General features: G+C 44.7%; 20 protein-coding genes. 3 read left to right on the top strand and 17 right to left on the bottom strand.

Features of this window, described 5'->3' with window-relative positions; genetic code table 11:
- Together EIZ58_RS26370 and EIZ58_RS34950 are read left to right on the top strand one after the other, a co-directional pair.
- A complete protein-coding gene (locus EIZ58_RS26370) occupies positions 1-1,536 on the top strand; it encodes a tripartite tricarboxylate transporter permease (RefSeq protein ID WP_134703968.1) in 1,536 nt (511 codons plus the stop codon).
- A 97-nt stretch (positions 1,537-1,633) separates the two neighbouring features.
- Entirely contained in the window at positions 1,634-1,759 is a 126-nt protein-coding gene (locus EIZ58_RS34950; protein ID WP_255438425.1) for a hypothetical protein, read from the top strand.
- Between the two features lie 58 nt (positions 1,760-1,817).
- On the opposite strand, the gene EIZ58_RS26365 is transcribed toward EIZ58_RS34950, so the two are convergent.
- From EIZ58_RS26365 to pckA, 10 genes are all read right to left on the bottom strand, one after another.
- Positions 1,818-2,120: a YunC family protein gene (locus tag EIZ58_RS26365; protein WP_134703967.1), complete on the bottom strand. Its 303-nt coding sequence runs from the start codon at positions 2,118-2,120 to the stop codon at positions 1,818-1,820.
- 68 nt (positions 2,121-2,188) lie between these two features.
- Positions 2,189-2,449: a DUF6154 family protein gene (locus EIZ58_RS26360; protein WP_134703966.1), complete on the bottom strand. Its 261-nt coding sequence runs from the start codon at positions 2,447-2,449 to the stop codon at positions 2,189-2,191.
- An 11-nt stretch (positions 2,450-2,460) separates the two neighbouring features.
- The gene (locus EIZ58_RS26355; protein ID WP_134703965.1) at positions 2,461-3,891 is read right to left on the bottom strand and encodes a bifunctional metallophosphatase/5'-nucleotidase; all 1,431 of its coding nucleotides are present in this window, start codon (positions 3,889-3,891) and stop codon (positions 2,461-2,463) included.
- 294 nt (positions 3,892-4,185) lie between these two features.
- On the bottom strand, positions 4,186-4,659 hold the full coding sequence (locus EIZ58_RS26350; protein ID WP_134703964.1) for a hypothetical protein: 474 nt from the start codon (positions 4,657-4,659) through the stop codon (positions 4,186-4,188).
- Positions 4,660-4,846: 187 nt separating this feature from the next.
- On the bottom strand, positions 4,847-6,244 hold the full coding sequence (gene sufB, locus EIZ58_RS26345; RefSeq protein WP_134703963.1) for a Fe-S cluster assembly protein SufB: 1,398 nt from the start codon (positions 6,242-6,244) through the stop codon (positions 4,847-4,849).
- A 37-nt stretch (positions 6,245-6,281) separates the two neighbouring features.
- On the bottom strand, positions 6,282-6,716 hold the full coding sequence (sufU, locus tag EIZ58_RS26340) for a Fe-S cluster assembly sulfur transfer protein SufU (RefSeq protein ID WP_305034160.1): 435 nt from the start codon (positions 6,714-6,716) through the stop codon (positions 6,282-6,284).
- On the bottom strand, positions 6,700-7,926 hold the full coding sequence (locus EIZ58_RS26335) for a cysteine desulfurase (protein WP_134703961.1): 1,227 nt from the start codon (positions 7,924-7,926) through the stop codon (positions 6,700-6,702). Before EIZ58_RS26335 ends, sufU begins: the two co-directional genes overlap by 17 nt.
- The gene (gene sufD, locus EIZ58_RS26330; protein WP_134703960.1) at positions 7,923-9,233 is read right to left on the bottom strand and encodes a Fe-S cluster assembly protein SufD; all 1,311 of its coding nucleotides are present in this window, start codon (positions 9,231-9,233) and stop codon (positions 7,923-7,925) included. Before sufD ends, EIZ58_RS26335 begins: the two co-directional genes overlap by 4 nt.
- A 13-nt stretch (positions 9,234-9,246) precedes the next feature.
- Positions 9,247-10,035, bottom strand: a complete 789-nt coding sequence (gene sufC / locus EIZ58_RS26325; protein ID WP_134703959.1) for a Fe-S cluster assembly ATPase SufC — start codon at positions 10,033-10,035, stop codon at positions 9,247-9,249.
- A 281-nt stretch (positions 10,036-10,316) separates the two neighbouring features.
- On the bottom strand, positions 10,317-11,894 hold the full coding sequence (pckA, locus tag EIZ58_RS26320; protein ID WP_134703958.1) for a phosphoenolpyruvate carboxykinase (ATP): 1,578 nt from the start codon (positions 11,892-11,894) through the stop codon (positions 10,317-10,319).
- A gap of 548 nt (positions 11,895-12,442) precedes the next feature.
- Between pckA and EIZ58_RS26315 the strand changes: the two genes are divergently transcribed.
- A complete protein-coding gene (locus EIZ58_RS26315; protein WP_134703957.1) occupies positions 12,443-12,733 on the top strand; it encodes a hypothetical protein in 291 nt (96 codons plus the stop codon).
- Between the two features lie 36 nt (positions 12,734-12,769).
- Here EIZ58_RS26315 and EIZ58_RS26310 read toward each other — a convergent pair whose 3' ends face one another.
- The 7 genes from EIZ58_RS26310 to EIZ58_RS26285 all read right to left on the bottom strand — a co-directional run bounded on the left by EIZ58_RS26310 (position 12,770) and on the right by EIZ58_RS26285 (position 17,125).
- The gene (locus EIZ58_RS26310) at positions 12,770-13,945 is read right to left on the bottom strand and encodes an anti-sigma factor domain-containing protein (RefSeq protein ID WP_134703956.1); all 1,176 of its coding nucleotides are present in this window, start codon (positions 13,943-13,945) and stop codon (positions 12,770-12,772) included.
- On the bottom strand, positions 13,929-14,699 hold the full coding sequence (gene sigI, locus EIZ58_RS26305) for an RNA polymerase sigma-I factor (protein WP_134703955.1): 771 nt from the start codon (positions 14,697-14,699) through the stop codon (positions 13,929-13,931). Before sigI ends, EIZ58_RS26310 begins: the two co-directional genes overlap by 17 nt.
- Positions 14,700-14,815: 116 nt before the next feature.
- Positions 14,816-15,232: a hypothetical protein gene (locus tag EIZ58_RS26300; RefSeq protein WP_134703954.1), complete on the bottom strand. Its 417-nt coding sequence runs from the start codon at positions 15,230-15,232 to the stop codon at positions 14,816-14,818.
- 171 nt (positions 15,233-15,403) lie between these two features.
- Positions 15,404-15,640: a DUF2553 family protein gene (locus EIZ58_RS26295; RefSeq protein WP_167577987.1), complete on the bottom strand. Its 237-nt coding sequence runs from the start codon at positions 15,638-15,640 to the stop codon at positions 15,404-15,406.
- A gap of 35 nt (positions 15,641-15,675) precedes the next feature.
- A complete protein-coding gene (gene gcvH / locus EIZ58_RS26290) occupies positions 15,676-16,059 on the bottom strand; it encodes a glycine cleavage system protein GcvH (protein WP_134703952.1) in 384 nt (127 codons plus the stop codon).
- 69 nt (positions 16,060-16,128) lie between these two features.
- Positions 16,129-16,290, bottom strand: a complete 162-nt coding sequence (locus tag EIZ58_RS33880; protein WP_167577986.1) for a hypothetical protein — start codon at positions 16,288-16,290, stop codon at positions 16,129-16,131.
- 43 nt (positions 16,291-16,333) lie between these two features.
- The gene (locus tag EIZ58_RS26285; protein WP_134703951.1) at positions 16,334-17,125 is read right to left on the bottom strand and encodes a DUF2797 domain-containing protein; all 792 of its coding nucleotides are present in this window, start codon (positions 17,123-17,125) and stop codon (positions 16,334-16,336) included.
- Positions 17,126-17,129: the final 4 nt, after the last annotated feature.

Raw genomic sequence — 17,129 nt, 5'->3', positions numbered from 1 at the left:
GTGGACCTGAGTTTATATACGGCAGGATTATCGCTGGTCTTTGATATGAAAGTGCTCCTTTTCATTTTTTTAGGTACCCTGCTTGGAATTGTGACAGGCGCGCTGCCCGGTCTGTCAGCCATGATGGGGGTTTCGATATTAATTCCATTGACTTATGGGATGTCTCCATCAGCCGGCATCCTGATGTTAATTGGTGTATACCTTGGAGCGGTATATGGAGGATCATTATCCGCAACACTCATGAATATACCAGGTACTCCTTCAGCCGTCATGACGGCTCTCGATGCCTATCCTTTGGCCAAAAAAGGCCAAGCTGGGCGAGCCATTGGCATTTCTACAGTGGCTTCCGCACTGGGTGGATTGCTCAGTGTCGTTGCCCTAGCCTTTCTCGCTCCAGTGGTAGCTGACTTTGCCTTAAAATTCACATCCATTGAAATGTTTATGATTGCCTTGTTTGGGATCAGCATCATGGCTTATATTGCGCCCGGTTCCATGATTAAGGGATTAATCGCCGGTTCCATTGGTCTCCTCATCGCGACGATAGGGGCCGATCCCATGACCTCCGTTTCGCGCTTTACGTTTGGGGAAATCAATTTATTTTCAGGCATTCAGTTTGTATCCGCGATGATCGGCTTGTATGGAATAACGGAGATTCTCTTAAATACAGAAAGCAAATTCAAACCTGGAAACAAGGAGGTCCAAGTTTTGGACCTTCAGGTTAGACGCGTCCTTCCCACTTGGATGGACATGAAGAAGCTCTGGCTTAACATATCACGGTCCAGCATCGTTGGCGTCATTATCGGTGCGATACCCGGAGCAGGCGGAACCATCGCATCCATCGTTTCTTATGCTCAGCAGAAGAGATTTTCTAACGACCCCGACAAGCTAGGCAAAGGATCAATAGAAGGGATTGCTGCCGCTGAGTCCGCCAATAATGCCTGTACTGGGGGAGCCATGATTACCCTGCTCTCTCTAGGCATACCTGGTGACGCTGTTACCGCCATACTTATAGGGGCATTCATGATTCATGGATTAGTTCCAGGTCCTTTGCTTTTTCAGCAGAATTTTGATATCGTTTCGGCCATCTTCATCGGCATGGTTGTGGCGAATCTCTTTTTATTGGTGATTGGGCTTGGTGGCGCCCGGTATTTTTCGAAATTGCTGCTAGTCCCTTTTCCCATTCTGAATACAGCCATACTTGCGCTGTGCTTTTTGGGGACCTTTGCGATTCAAAATAACTTCTTTGACATTAAGACGATGCTGGTGTTTGCCATATTGGGCTTCGTTTTTTCTAAATTGGAAATTCCGCGCTCTCCGCTCGTCTTGGCCTTGATATTGGGACCATTGATGGAATCTAATTTGCGCCGGTTCCTTTCCATGTCTAATGACGGATCCTTAAATGCCTTTGTTGCTTCATTATGGAATCATCCCATTGCGGGAACGCTTATGATTTTAACGGCTCTTACCCTTATTCTTCCTCTTTTCCAACGCGGGAATCGGTTTACAGAGGAAGTGAAAATGGAGAAAAACTCATAGGAGGGAAATATATGCTGCTGGGGAATAATCACCCAGTCATAAAACCCCTCCCTTCTCCGGATCTTAATAAAGTCAAACCATAAGGAGGGATCAAACCATGCCTGACCGCAAACAACCTAACGATAAGCCTCAACGCAAAAACTCCATTGGACAAATCCAAGATCAATTGGATCGCCAGGCAGACGCTGGAATTCAGCGCCAAAACAATGATGCGAGGAAGTAAGGCTCCCACAAGAAAAAGCGTGTCAGCTCCCTGACACGCTTGTTTCCTTTATCTATGCCTATACCATCTTCAAGATAGCATCTCTTCCGGTCATGCCTGCGGTAATTCCCATTGCTTCTGCCGTCTTAGTCACGGATTCAAGTGGTGCGTCCAAAAGCTGCTCAATGGTTCTGACACCCAGAGCACGGCCGGCGATAATGTGGCGGTCGCTGAGCTTTTCGTTAAGCAAGGCGACGTCCAAAGCTCCACACATGATATAGCCTTTATCAGTGGTAACAACCAGCAAAGTTGTTTTTGGCAAGAATACGGATATGGCCACAACCTGATGTCCTTCAAGGGTGATCGGTTTTACGTCTATCACCGTTTGCTACCTCCCTAAATGAACATGATCTCAAAGTATCATATGCCCTATAGAGAGAAGTGGTGCACCTAATGGAAGGTGTCTCGTGTCGGATCGGTATCCAAAGTGCTGCTTCCAACACCTTCATTTGCCATTTTCTGTCTCATTAATTCGATCATAAACATGCTTAGCATCTGGAAGATTTCTTCTTCGTCCATGTCTTTAATAAGCTTGAGCATATCGCCTCGGTCCTGCTCTTGTAACACCCCTAAGACAATAGCAATTGCATCCTCGTCATCACCGGTTAAGTGGTCGCGATAAAGATTATACAGGTCGTCGATAAATTTCATTCCTTCACCTCCTACGCATGGATCCATCTAGGCTTGCTGCTTCGTTTCAGAGCATCATGGCTTTGAAGCTCTTTGGCTAGAACATCTCGAATAAATTCGGGAAGAAAATAATCAATATGCTCAGCTTCCCTAAATTGCGGGAAAATAAATCCGAACGTAAACATATCTATTGTGCCCACAGAATAGGTCTTTTCTTCGTCTAGCGGCTGATTATGGATGAAGACTTGCCCAAGGCGGGCACCTTCGACTTTATTTAAGTCATAGTGCAAAGTCATCCCATCCACACAAAGCCATCCCAGCACCTTCCCTCTAAACCCTAGCCCACGAATTTGGCGATGGATGCTTTTTTCCGTCAGAGACTCTTCCAAAATCCCCCGGATATGCCGCCCCTTAATTTCAAGCCGACAGGGGTTGATCGGGTGGGGGCATAGGGCAAGAAGGTCTTTGCGGGTTACGGCTCCTTTAGGCAATGAGAAAAGGAGCTGGCCTGCGTTCACCATACTGATGTCTGACCCTACCCAATCTCGGATTCCTTCAGCCAATAAGTTTCCTAAAGGGGATTCCGAGTTCCAATCAATCGGAAAATCATGATCCAACGTCGTAATTGAAGGGGAAAGCACCTCATGGGCAATTTGCTGTTGCTGCTCGATTAGTTCCTCAATATCCGGGGCTGGGTCAAAGGTATGGACGGGAAGACAGTTTCCTTTAATGTTTATAATCTGACGGGTTTTCTTTTCGAATTGAATGGTGGTGTGACCTAGATATTGTCCAAACTTCCCTGCCTGAATAATGAAGGTATCCTTAACTCGGATCCCCGTTTCTAGCAAATCATGGGTATGGGCTCCGATAATCAGGTCGATTCCCCTCACCTCTTGGGCCAGTCGTTGATCACTGTTGAACCCCGTGTGGGACAGCACTACCACAATATCAACTTGTTTCCGTAAGGCTTGGACAAGCTGTTGAATCGTTTGGAGAGGGTCATGGACGTTCCATCCCAATAATCCGTAAACCGGAAAAGCGGCGGTCGCACTAATCCATCCTACCTTGATATTCCCTACAGTCTTGATTACATAGGGCTTCATAAAAGGAGGAATCTCTTGTGTGTCTGCGTCGGTTACATTAGCACACAGAACTTGAAAGTCGGCCTCATTATAGAAAGAGAGGAGCTTGCTCTTAGGGAAGGTTAGTCCTTCATTGTTGCCTATGGAGGCAAGCTCGTAGCCTGTGGCATTCATGACTCGAACATTGGCCTGTCCCCAGGTTCCTTCCGTTAGAGGACTCATACGATCTGCATGGTCGCCTAGATCCACAATAACAACGGCTTCCCCTTTATCTTCGCATTCCTTTTTTAACTTACGGATTCCTCCAGCTATGTACGGCATTTGTTGAAAATGACTGTGTATATCGTTTGTATGCAAGATGTGGAGCTTTTCTGATGTCAACACCCTCTCCCCTTTCTGTCATCCAAACCCCAAAAGCACGTATACTTAATATTCATAATACTAGATATTTAGTTATTAAGAAACCTTCTTCTTCATATAGAGGAAAAATCCCGGAAAGTGTTCCGGGATTTTGACCTATCTTTCAATCTCAAACTTAGTTATTGGAGGGGTAATATTACAAAATAATATATATATAAAAGTCTATAAAGTCAACTTCCTAACTGTTTTCTCGCCATAAATAGCATCCTATCACATAAAAGGGTTACGCTATGATGCTGCGTAACCCTTTGTTTCCTATTGCAACGTTTGTTGGTACATTTGTTGTTGCTGTTGTTGCTGACCAACATTTTGTAATTGCTGCTGAGATTGAGAAATCATTTGATTCATTTGAGTAAGCATCTGGACAGATTGAATACCTTGGTTGGCTTGGTTCAATATTTGGGCAGCTTGTTGAATGGACTGTTGTAACTGTTGGAATACCTGCTGTTGTTGGCTCTGGACTTGGTTTCCAAATTGGTTCATTTGCTGCATAAGTTGATTGGTCTGTTGTTGATTTTGTACACCGCTTTGTTGTGGAGTAGTTTTGAGTTGACTAAGAGCTTGTTGCATCTGGTCTAGTTGTGTTCTTAGTGGTGTCAGTTCTTCAGCAATTTCCTCTTTTGCTATTTCTTCTGTTCTGCTCATCACATATTCCACCTTTTGTTGTTGGATTCGGTGCTCCCTTTCATAAATATTCTCTCGCCAATATTCCTTCGGAAACTGAGTCATATCGTTAACCCCTCCTATACATTGGCTAATAATAGGAACACAAAATTTAGTATGCGGTATGATTGATGCTTATATTCTTTTGGTTGGATGATAATTATCCCATGTGTGGCAATGGGGGGCAAAAAAAAATACGTGTCCGAGCGACTTCACACAAAGGTGTAAAGTCACAGCAGACACGTATTCAAAGTTACCCGATACTACCTTCCATCTCGAACTTAATGAGACGGTTCATCTCAACGGCATATTCCATTGGCAGTTCTTTAGTGAAAGGCTCAATAAAGCCCATAACGATCATTTGAGTCGCTTCTTCCTCGGTCAAGCCACGGCTCATCAAGTAGAACAATTGATCTTCACTTACTTTAGAGACGGTAGCTTCGTGCTCTAAGGTAACCTGATCGTTTAATACTTCGTTAAACGGGATCGTATCAGATGTAGAGATCTCATCTAGGATAATCGTATCACATTTAATGTTGGACTTAGATCCCGCAGAATTTCGTCCGAAACGCGATAATCCCATATACGTTACTTTTCCGCCATGCTTACTCAAGCTCTTGGAAACAATGGTGGAAGAGCAATCCGGAGCAAGATGGGTCATTTTGGCTCCTGCGTGCTGGTGCTGACCCTTACCCGCTACAGCGATGGAAATAACCACACCCTTGGCTCTTGGTCCTACCATGACAACCGCTGGATACTTCATGGTCAGCTTACTTCCGATATTTCCATCGATCCATTCCATGGTCGCATCTTCATGTGCGATCGCACGCTTGGTAACCAAGTTGTATACGTTGGCTGACCAGTTCTGGATCGTGGTGTAACGACATCGAGCACCTTTCTTCACGATAATCTCAACCACCGCACTGTGAAGAGAATCCGTGGAGTAAATCGGAGCCGTACAGCCCTCTACGTAATGCACAAAACTGTCTTCATCCGCGATGATCAAAGTGCGCTCAAACTGTCCCATGTTTTCCGAGTTAATGCGGAAATAAGCTTGCAATGGCTGCTCGCACTTGACTCCCGGTGGTACATAGATAAAGCTTCCACCTGACCATACCGCGCTGTTTAATGCAGCAAACTTATTGTCCGTAGAAGGAATGACCGTACCGAAATACTCTTTCACAATCTCCGGATGCTCGCGAACCGCGGAATCCATGTCAGTGAAAAGAATGCCTAGTGCCTCAAGGTCTTCCTGCATGTTATGGTAAACAACCTCGGATTCATATTGGGCAGATACCCCGGCGAGGAATTTCTGTTCCGCTTCAGGAATTCCAAGCTTATCGAACGTAGCCTTAATCTCTGCAGGAACCTCTTCCCACGTTTTTCCTTGCTTCTCGGAAGGCTTAACGTAGTAGGTAATGGATTCGAAATCCAAGTCCTTTAGTTCGCCGCCCCATTCCGGCATTGGCATGCTATAGAAAATGTCAAGTGCCTTCAAACGGAATTCGAGCATCCACTCCGGCTCGCTCTTAATGCGGGAGATTTCCTCTACAATTTCCTTTGTCAAACCTTTTTTGGTACGGAATACGGAAACGTCCTTATCGTGAAACCCATATTGGTATTCCGACAACTCAGGTTGTTTTTTAGCCATAATTCTCCCTCCTTATATTTCCTTGCCTAGACGGCAATTACTTTACTTCGCTTGCTCCTTGCTGCAAGGCTTTCCATGCCAGCGTGGCACACTTGATCCGAGCTGGAAACTTCGCTACTCCCTGAAGAGCTTCAATGTCCCCTAAATCCAAATCATCCTCTTCAATTTCTTCCCCCTTCATCAAGGCGGAAAAAATATCAGCTAGCTTGAGTGCTTCTTCCAGCGTGGCTCCTTTAATCGCTTGGGTCATCATGGATGCAGATGACATGCTAATGGAGCAGCCTTCTCCTGTAAACTTGACATCCTGTATGATCCCATTATCCACCTTCATCTGAAGCTGGATACGGTCCCCACAGGTTGGATTATTTAGGTTTATGGTAACCGATCCGTCATTCTCCAACTGTCCTTTATTACGAGGATTCTGATAGTGATCCATAATTACGCGACGGTATAAATCATCCAAGGAAGACATTGCCAAAATACTCCTTTGTCTTTTTTAAACCTTTCACCAGAGCGTCAATATCTTCTTCGGAATTGTAGATGTAGAAGCTTGCTCTTGCGGTTGCCGTTACATTCAGCCATCTCATCAATGGCTGAGCACAGTGATGACCCGCGCGTACAGCAATTCCCTCTGCATCTAAAACCGTAGCCACATCATGCGGATGGACATCGTCCAAATTAAAGGTAACCAGCCCGCTTCGTTCCTCGGGTCCAAAAATGGTCAACCCCTCAATCCCGCGCAATTGTTCCATCGCATAGCCAACCAGTTGTTTTTCATGACGCTCGATTTCATCCATTCCAATTTGCTGCAGGAAGTCGATGGCTGCGCCTAACCCCACGGCACCAGCGATGATCGGAGTTCCACCTTCAAATTTCCAAGGAAGCTCTTTCCATGTGGAATCGTATAATTCTACAAAGTCGATCATTTCTCCACCAAACTCATACGGAGTCATCTTCTCTAGAAGGTCACGTTTACCGTACAACGCTCCAATCCCTGTTGGAGCTGCCATCTTATGGCCGGAAAGGGCTAAGAAATCACAGTCCAGATCGCGCACATCAATTTTGATATGCGGTGCTGCCTGAGCTGCGTCCACACAGATCACCGCGCCGTTGCGATGGGCGATCTCTGCAATTTGCTTGATGGGATGAATGGTTCCCATAACATTCGATACATAAGCGATGGAAACTAATTTTGTTTGCGGTGTAATAGTCGCTTCCACATCTTCTAGCTTAACGGTTCCATCCGGCTGAAGCGGAAGATATTTCAAGGTTGCACCTGTTCTCTTGGCTGCCTGTTGCCAAGGAATGAGATTACTGTGGTGCTCCATAAAGGTAATGACGATTTCATCGCCATCCTTTAGGAATTCACGTGCATAGCTTTGAGCTACGATATTAAGCGCCGTGGTCGTTCCGCGGGTGAAAATAATCTCTGCCGCTTCTTTGGCGTTAATGAACTTTTTGACTTTTTCCCTCGCGCCTTCGTAGGCATCAGTCGCCCAGGTTCCTAAGGTATGGACACCGCGATGCACGTTAGAATTATATCTGCGATAGTAGTCTTCAATCGCTTCGATAACTGCAATGGGTTTTTGAGAAGTCGCCGCACTATCCAAGTACACCAAGGGATGTCCATTGATTTCTTGATTTAAGATAGGAAACTGGGACTTGATCTCTTTAATATTCATCGGGACACTTTCCTCTCAATTGTCCTTTCCAAAAGGTCTTTAACACCCGACTCTGTAATCTCATCTACTACTGGCGCCACGAATCCATTGATGATCAAGCGCTGAGCTTCCGCCTTCGTCAATCCGCGTGACATCAAGTAGAAGATCTGCAGTGGATTGATCTGGCCTGCACTTGCGGCATGGCCTGCTTTAACATCATCTTCGTCAATAAGTAGAATAGGATTAGCATCCCCACGAGACTTCGGACTTAGCATCAGCACATTCTCGGCCTGTTCCCCATTAGACTTTGTGGCTCCCTTTTCGATAAAGGTAAGCCCATTAAGAATAGCGGTAGCCTCGTCCTTTAATACTCCCTTTACAAGAAGCTGACTGTCGGAATGCTTACCTGTGTGTACGACCTTGGATACGACATTTTCTTTTTGTGTTCCTGAACCAATCGTTACAAGTTTGGAGTCTACAGTAGATCCATTACCAAGTAAATGGGTAGTATTCTGTGTGACGGTGTCACTGTCATTCATTTCTCCTAGAACCCATTCCATACGGCCATCTTGTTCAACGGTAGCGTGGCGGAAAATAAAGTCCGTGACGGACTGCTCGAAGGTACGAACAGACGTATATCTTACTTTCGCTCCCGGCTTAACGTGAACTTCCGCTACTCCATTGTGTACTCCCTCCGTGTCGGCAAGGTTCACATACGTATCAGTATACGACACAGAGCTGTGAGTTTCAGCAATAATCGTCACATGAGGGAATAATCCTGCATTTTTCCCGCTTGTATAGTAGACGGCTTGAACGGGGATCTTAGCTTCCACATTCTTAGGCACATAGAGGAACACTCCTCCGCTCCATACGGCGGTGTGCAAGGCAGATAGCTTGTGCGAATCCACTTTGCTGTCTTTTTGCATGAAGTGCTTTTGAATCAGTTCGCCGTGCGTGCTTAAGGCCGCTTGTAAGGATCCGAACACCACGCCTTGTGCTGTTAGCTCCTCAGGGATATAGGTAAAAACAACAGATGCATCATGCTGTACAAGAATCGCACGCGGCTGACCTTCTTCTTGGACCAACAGAGCCTGAATCTCTTCAGGTAATTGCTTTACGTCCGTTACGGCCTCATGCGTCTGGAAAGGAACAAAACCGTCTACATTCCACTTATCTAGTTTTGTTTTTTCTAACTTAGGAAGCGCCAAGCTTCCGTATTGCTCAAATCCTTGAAGGCGAAGGTTCATCATCCATTCCGGTTCACCGGATTGCTGGGAAAATTGGGTGATGGTTTCACGGTCAAATCGCAATTTAGTATCTACACTCATGTCAGCACCCCCTCTACGCTTCAGCGCCAACTGTTTCGTCTACAATTCCCAGCTCTTCTTTAATCCAGTCATATCCCTCAGCTTCTAAACGTTCAGCTAGCTCAGGACCACCCGATTTCACAATGCGTCCTTGCATCATAACATGGACAAAATCAGGCTTAATATAGTTCAACAAGCGCTGGTAGTGAGTAATCACAAGAACGCCTACCTCAGGGCTTAATAGCTCATTTACGCCTTCGGAAACGATCCTCAAGGCATCGATGTCCAAACCAGAGTCAATCTCATCTAGAATGGCGATACGAGGCTGAAGCATCAACATCTGCAAAATTTCGTTTCTCTTCTTTTCTCCACCAGAGAAGCCTTCATTGAGGTAACGGTGGCTGAATGATTCATCCATTTCAAGAGTCTTCATTTTCTTTTCCATTTCACGGATAAACTTCATTAAGGAGATTTCATTTCCTTCTCCGCGACGAGCATTGATCGCACTGCGCAAAAAGTCTGCATTCGTTACTCCGCTAATCTCGCTTGGGTACTGCATAGCAAGAAATAGACCCTTGCGAGCCCGCTCATCTACTCCCATTTCCAATACATCTTCCCCGTCTAAGGTAACAGACCCGCCTGTTACTTCATACTTGGGATGACCCATGATGGCTGAAGATAGCGTACTCTTCCCTGTACCATTCGGTCCCATGATAGCATGTACTTCTCCGCCCTTAATCTCAAGGTTAAAACCTTTGAGGATTTCTTTATCTTCGATCGAAACCCTTAAATCTTCTATTTTCAAATGTGGCACTTGTGACATTAACTTTCATCCTCCATTCATTATTCACAATTGACTGGAAATCTTCGTCATCCATTCTCAATTGATTATCAGCTCTTTTATATTATAGTATATCAGAGAATTAAATCAAGGAAACACTATTTGCATATTTTTTAAATATTTTTGTTTAAAAAGTGTGCCTCCCAGATCACCAAGGATTGTACATTTCTGCCTAATAGTACTATTGAATAGTATTTGTATCAAGACATAGATTAACCATCCGCACACAAAAAAGGCACCGAAACTCGGTACCTTTTTCTTCCTTACGCTTTTGGACCTGCTCCTAAAATCTCTGCGGATACACCTTGGAACTTCGTAAAGTTCTTCGCGAAACGAGAAGCTAATTCTTTTGCCTTTTGGTCGTAAGCGTCTTGATCAGCCCATGTATTGCGAGGAACCAGAACTTCGCTCGGCACTCCTGCTACTGCAGTTGGTACAGACAATCCAAAAATGGGATCCACCGTGTACTCTGCCTCAGCTAGGCTGCCGTTAATCGCAGCGGTTACCATCGCACGAGTGTAGGCGAGATTCATTCTCTTTCCTACTCCATAAGGACCACCAGACCATCCTGTGTTCACAAGATAAACTTGAGCGTTGTGTCCGGTAATTTTTTCCCCTAACATTTCTGCATATACGCTTGGCTGAAGCGGCAGGAATGGCGCTCCGAAGCAAGTAGAGAAAGTAGCTTCCGGCTCGGTTACTCCACGCTCCGTACCTGCAAGCTTACTGGTGTATCCGGATAGGAAATGATACATCGCTTGCTCTTTGGTCAGCTTCGAGATGGGAGGCAATACGCCGAACGCATCAGCGGTTAAAAACACAATCACTTTAGGGTGTCCAGCTTCGCCTGGGATCATGGCACCTGGAATAAAGTCAACCGGGTAGGCCGCGCGCGTATTCTCCGTTAAGCTTCCATTATCATAGTCTGGAATACGAGTTTCTTCGTCTAGCACCACGTTTTCCAGTACAGATCCGAACTTGATCGCATTCCAGATCTGAGGTTCTTTTTCTTCTGTTAAATTGATCGTCTTGGCATAGCAGCCGCCCTCGATATTAAACACACCAAGATCAGACCATCCATGCTCGTCATCGCCGATTAAGCGGCGGTTAGGATCAGCAGACAGCGTCGTCTTTCCTGTGCCGGAAAGCCCAAAGAACAAGGCAACATCTCCTGCTTCGCCTACGTTAGCCGAGCAGTGCATTGGAAATACTTGCTGTTGTGGCAATAAGTAATTCATGACGCTGAAGATGGACTTTTTCATTTCTCCTGCATACTTCGTTCCACCGATCAACACAGTCTTCTTAGAGAAGCTCACCATGATAAATGTCTCGGAATTCGTTCCGTGTAGAGCCGGCGTAGCCTCAAAGCCCGGAGCGGAAATCACCGTAAAGCCAGGAACATGGCTTTTCAATTCTTCTGCGGTTGGTCTGACAAACAATTGATGAACAAATAGGTTATGCCAAGCATACTCATTGATTATACGAATCGGCAAACGGTATGTCTCATTGGCGCCAGCAAAGCCATCAAAAACAAACAAATCTTTTCCATTTAAGTACTCTAGTACATCCTGATATAGCTTATCAAACGCTGCAGCTGAAATCGGCTGATTCACCGGTCCCCATGCAATGTCATCATGTACATTAGGCTCATCAACTATGAATTTATCTTTGGGGGATCGACCCGTATATTTTCCTGTTTCTGCTCGAAGAGCTCCGCTGGCGGTTAGCATCGCTTCTCCTCTTTGCACCGCTGCTTCTACTAACTGAGGTACGGATAGATTAAAGCGTGTTTTCCCCGCCGCAAGTACCTCATTAACTTCTAAGCTTAGCTTTGTATCCATTTGTCGTTCCTCCCAATTCGGATCAAATATATCCTATTCGCCATTTCTTTATGTTCAATAGTATAACACATTTAAATAATTAGTCCATAATAAATTATAGTCTTCTGCCAGGATTATGTGACAAAAAACAGTCCCATTTCATTTCACGTTTTTTCAAAAAACATGGAGTTCTTCCCCCACACCTTCCTTCATATTCATATCTTGGTATTTGATAACGATTTCTATTCTGTTTATAGAAGCGCCGCTGCCCGATTTACTAAAAAAAAAAAAAAGAAAGTGTCCTATTCCTTTAGGACACCCTCTTTAAGGATAGAGCGTACCAATCACTAAAACTACGAATAGGATGACAGAGAACCAAAAAATAAACCAATCCTCTTTACTTCTTTTGAACATCCCCATCACTCTCCCGTTCTAGTAGTAGAGAGGTGTTATAGTATTATATGCTTGGCATCCGCAGGATTGTGAAAAAATTGGACTCTTCCCCCTATTTAGTATCCATTTATTGTATAATAAGGACAAGGATCGACTCTATTCAGGAGGTTTGAATCATGGATTTTAATTGTCCAGCCTGCCAGAAAGTCATCAACCAGCAAAGCGTTAAGTGCAACAAACTTGCCTCTCATTTTCTCTCCTGGCAAGGAAAACGAATCTGGAGGATTCGTTTCCTCAATCGCTACGCCTATCAGTATCTTACCGAACATGAGTATCATGAATTAGTAGAAGAAACCCCCTTAATCTTATCTAACGCAACGTATTGGGATGATTTTAACCCCATCAACTTCACAGGCATTGATTCAAAGGGAGGACGCTCTTCGATTTTTGGAGAAGCAAGCTGCTAGAACAAAGGATGAAAAAAAGCCGCCTTATCGGCAGCTTTAGTCATCCTTTTTTTCTTTTTGATTTCCCTTATTCTCTTCTTTTTCCTTTTTATCTTCTTTTTTATCTTCTTGATGATTCGCTTGGCTATTTTCGTTGCCTTTTCCTCTCTCTTGCCCTTTAGGACCATCACGGTCATCGTCATCTTTCTTCTCAGACTGTGCGGGAGGCTTAGCTTGATCTTCATGTGGCTTAGGAGGCACCTTTTTCGGTGCCTCCTTTTCTTCCTTAGGTTTTTCTTTTGATTGGGACTCTTTCTTCTCTTCAGATTTCTTCTCTTCAGGTTTCTTGTCCTGCTTCTTTTCCTCACCCTTATTTGGGGCCTGAGAAGGGACGTGTTCTTGCTTTTTCTGTTGCCCTGGAGCGGAAGGGTTCCCTTTAATCTCTTTAGGCTTATCTTTCTTTGATTTAGGCGCGATGACCTTAACGCCTGTAACAGGAAGAATCTGCTCTAGCTTTACTTCATTTGCTTCCTCTTGCTTGATGGTAATTCCCTGTTGTTCCGCTTTCTTCACAAGCATATAAGCACCTGGAGGAACTTGCTTGGCCTTGGCTTCGTCATGCCATTCCTTCTTACCCTCCAAAATCACGAAGGTAATTTCCTGATCAGGATTAACCGTTTGCGAGGCTTCTTCCAAAAAAGGGTCCAGACTGCGTTCATGCTCCTCTTCATAATAGGTCGTGGTAATGAGCACACGTTGCTCCGTATTCATATAGCCTTTTTGCTTTGCTAATTGAATGATACTTATCGTCACCGTAGCTAATGGTTGGTCTTTCCAATTCAGCTCCTTGATCACATCCTGGCCTTCCTCGTCCATGGAAGTGATCTCCATAACCATTCCATCCTTGTTTACTTGCAATTCTACACTTGGGTTAATGTCAATGGTTACTGCTGCATAAGCGGAGCTGCCGCCACCCAAGGGGAAGAGTACAGCTAACAGCAGCAGACAGGCCGTAGCAAGCGACACGCCGCTCATCCATCTTGGCCATCTTCTTTTTTTCTTTTCCTGCAGCACCACGGCTTCAGGATGAAAAAAAACTTCCTTCCCCTCGATGTGTTGAGGGTGTGCTGGTATTTTTACAAATTCGCCTTGCGCAGTTAAGATGACCGTCCATTTATCCCCGGATTCCATCACGATACCTTTTCTCAACGGGATTTCACCCTCCTTTCTCATCTAGTTGAAGGTAGCTTTGAAGATAATGATAATCTTCCATTAATAAAAGAATGATGGCAACGATATAGTTTCGGTTTCGTTCCACTGTTTTGCGGCTGACTTCCACTTCATTCATCAGCTCTTTCATCGGTAATTTCTTTTTTTCTTTAAAAAGAGTCGCCAGTCTTTGATTACTAGCTAAGGTCCGAGCAACTTGGATCGCATTTTGCCTGGCATCGGCGTGCTTAGGAGAGATCTCCGGCAAATCCATCAGGTCAATGTCGAATTCTTTCAGCTTTTCTTTGTAATGGTCAATTTCTTCTTTTCTCAGGCTTGCTTCATAGTCAAGCTGATACTGCTGAATAGAAGCCTGCGTCTCAATAGGAGACAGTTCCGATTCTTCTTCGCCTTCCAGCGTCTGCTCCAAAGACAGCTGACCCCGGTGCCTTGCTTCCTTCCGGATAAAATCAATCGTCCTTCGCCGGATCACAAGGTCGGCAAAAGAAAGAAAAGAGCTACCTTTGCCTGCCGCATATTTATTGATAGCTTCATCAAAAGCTTCCATGGCCACGCTGAACTCATCGTCTCGAGATGGGTCAATAAATCGTTTGCAGACCTTCGAGGCGACCTGAGATATAAAAGGCGTATAACGTGCAATTAGTTGATTTCGGACGTCCAAATCTCCGTTCTGGGCCAGATAAACATCATGCTCGAGCTCGATCTTCACCTCTGACGGCTGTGAAGAACGCTTTCCTAGGAAGCGGGTTAAAAACATGTTTTCACCTCACACAATAGACATTCGATTTCCTATTTGCTTTTATGTCCGTATATGTAAAAAAGAAAAAAATGGATAGCAATGATGCAATAAAAAAAGCTTCTTTCGAAGCTTTTTTAACGTTGCTTTTGGCTTTTCCACTTGCTTAACCGCTCGCTTAAGCGATTCAATCGTTTTTTCAGCGCTTCTTCCCACTCACGGTCTTTTAGTTGCTTCGCAACAGATAAAAGGTCTAATGCAGAATCAATCTGTTGACGGAAAACTTCATCAATACGACCTTCATCAATTACTGTACAATTTTCAAAAATATTTTTCAACAGCTCGCTGTTCACATATTCTTTAAAATCCACTTCAGGTGTGTCATCTGTCTGGGCGTACTCGGAAATGATCTCAAATTCTTCTTCCACCTTCGGATGAACATCAATCCGGTTGCATACCGGGCAATGAAGGATCGGCACATTATTCACATACGTCTTATGGTGACGCAGGCTGCCGAGGGCGCCAATCATACTCGCTCCACAACAAAAACTCATTGCATCTCCTCCCCAACTTTCCTCAACCGCGGCTTCCCTCGAAACGTTTGGCCGAAACATTTTTTCAGATATATATTCTATTTTAATAGGGAGTATTCCGGTTTCATAGGCTTAAATGTTGGGGTGATTGGCAGGAAAACACAAAGGAAATCAAAGAAAAAGCTGGTGCCATTAGCACCAGCCTTCTTCACAATTATCCACATATTGACTAGGTTGCGGGATATTCGGATCATCCACTCTGAAGATCCGCTGATCATCCACTTGAAAGCCTTGGTCCATATGGACGCAGGCAGCGTCAAAAGGAATATGGCCTATGGACTTCCCATGCAAGGTGAGAACGATGTGATCCTCTTTAATCTCTCCTCGGATTCGATCTGTGATGTCTGTGCGCGGTGAAAGGTCAGCCATAAGTCCCATCAACTCCTTAGTATTAGAGGTTGATCTTAGTCTTCCTTAACCATGCTTTCGTATTCATCAGCAGACAATAGCCCGTCCACTTGAGAAGGGTCAGCCAACTCAACCACAATCATCCAGGCTTTTTCGTATGGAGAATCGTTCACTAGCTCAGGAGAATCTTCGAGTTCAGCATTGACCTCAAGAACCTTTCCGCTTACAGGAGCATAAAGCTCAGAAACGGTCTTAACGGATTCTACGCTTCCAAAGGAGCTATTCTGGTCAATCTCATCTCCTACGGAAGGAAGCTCAACAAATACGATATCGCCTAGTTCTGATTGAGCGAAGTAGGTAATCCCGATGTACGCCTTGTTCCCTTCGACGCGCACCCACTCATGCTCTTTACTATACTTAAGTTCTGTAGGATAACTCATTTTCAAACAGGCCTCCTTATGTATGATCTAGATTATTTTACCATAATCTCATAGCCCTATCATACACAATTAAGCATCTTTATAGCCAACCGTTCCTTGATAATTGGCTTCGTCAGCCGGATGAACTCTAAAGGTTTGCGCTATCGCGTCAAAGGAAGCAAATTCTGCCTTCATTTCTTCATCAATGGTTCCTGCCAGCTGATGCTCATATAAGATTTCATTTTTTCTCATCGTTCATTCCTCCTGCCTATAACGTGAGAAAATCCATTAGCTTCTATGCAGAAATTTCTATCTTATAACCCGTATATTTCTTAATGTTTAGAACAGCCTGTTCAAAAATAAGATATTGCCCTTTAATGCCGATAAGCCTGTCCTCAATCTCAGGCTGCTTATCAAGGTTGTACGTCTTGACCTTGCCCACGGATTCTAAAATAGGATACACTAATTCGATCCATTGCTCTTCCCGAATCGCATACGGTTCAAACTCTTTTGGAAAATGAGCAAAAATGGTTTCGCGAAGTTCCAGTAAATCCAATGACTCTACGTCCCCTTTGAGCATTTTTCGCCAATCGGTTTTATCTGGGACGTGCTGGGCAATCGCTACTTCCAGCTCCCCGGCCATTTTTCGGGTTGGAACCTCCGCAATGGGAATGGCCTGAATCGCTCCCTGGTCCACCCACCGCTTCATTTCATTGGTTTTTCGCGTAAGTCCTACCTTGACTCCGCTGCTCACCGCTAAATAGACATAATGCGGAATCATGCAATGGGTATCGCCAAACTCCGAATCGCGACAGGTGCCTAGGTGATAGTGACATTCATGCGGCTTTACGATGCATAAATCCGTCTCCGGCAAGGATATCACACAGGGATAGCAGTATCCCGTATTGTACGTTTTTTTAATTTTGCGTCCACAGTTTGTACAAGCCATCTCGCCCACAAAGGTGAGCTTGACTGTTTTTCCTAGCCACTCATTCAATACGACAAGGTCATCGCCCAACGGTAAATGATAAACAACAGGGCTGGTATATTCATGCTTCATCCCGCTCAAAAATCCACTAAAGCTCATGGTT

The sequence above is a fragment of the Ammoniphilus sp. YIM 78166 genome (assembly GCF_004522215.1).
In the GTDB taxonomy this organism is placed as follows: Bacteria; Bacillota; Bacilli; order Aneurinibacillales; family RAOX-1; genus YIM-78166.
The sequence above is the reverse complement of the archived record's forward strand: the minus strand, read 5'-3'. Positions and strand labels throughout refer to the sequence as shown.